We start from the raw sequence: 860 nt of genomic DNA, 5'->3' as shown, positions 1-860 counted from the left end.
CATTCGAACCACTTCCAGCTTCAGGCTGGGATCGAATGTCTTCCGCTTTCTTGTTGCCATGTATTACTCCTCAGATGGTGGATTTTCCACCTATTGAGGTGTCCGAGCAAATTAGACCACAGCAGTAGCGAGTGGCGCGCCACATGTCGTCGTATTTCCCTTGCAACTCTACTCTTGGCGACCACCAGCGCGCGGTAGCGCTGAAGCCCTGTGGCGCCACATTCGCATACGGATTGCCGACCGCCTCGGCTACATCTTCGATCTGTGGCGCCACTACGTTCGTCTGGGCAGCGATCCAGTTTTTGACATGCTCGCGTCCACGACGCGGCAGATGCGCATACGCACTGGCGCTCGGCAGCCACCCGCAACCGGCGGGATTGCTTTTATGCCCAATCGTTTTAGATTCCTTGTCCTTGGTCAGCTCGGCCGGGATATCGATACATCCACCGTATGCAAGACGATAATCGAGCGCCACTTCGATCACCGGCTGCGCCGGCGTCAGGTACCATCCCAACAGCCCCTTCTGGAACCGGCGCGGACCGCTCAGACGCAACAGCTTCTTGAGCTCACCAACGCGAATGCCTGCAATCCAGCTGTTCGTCGCCATCCCATCCGGCGCCCTTGCGCTACCCGTCACCACCACGTCGGTGCCCGGCTTGTACAGGAGCACGTCGCCATCGTCGACGACAACGGCGCGCGTCGCGTCGCTCCCTTGGACGCCGGCGAAAGCGTCCCCTAGGAGCCTGCGCGGCAGACAGTTTTTTCGCTGAGCATGCCAAGCGCGTCTTCGCCGCCGTCGATAGCGATTCACTTTCGCGTGCGAAAGTCGAATGAAATAGAAGCTTCCGGCCTCAAATTGG

Annotated in this window: 1 protein-coding gene; it reads right to left on the bottom strand. The window is 59.2% G+C overall.

Annotation, left to right across the window (positions count from 1 at the left end; genetic code table 11):
* Positions 1–70 precede the first annotated feature (70 nt).
* Positions 71–860, bottom strand: a 790-nt coding sequence (locus F1609_RS33930; RefSeq protein WP_167082340.1) for a DUF2169 domain-containing protein, incomplete at its 5' end; no start/stop codon positions are given.

Source organism: Massilia aquatica (assembly GCF_011682045.1).
Lineage (GTDB): Bacteria > Pseudomonadota > Gammaproteobacteria > Burkholderiales > Burkholderiaceae_D > Telluria_A > Telluria_A aquatica.
Note: the sequence above shows the minus strand (reverse complement) of the source record. Positions and strands in the feature narration are given on the sequence as shown.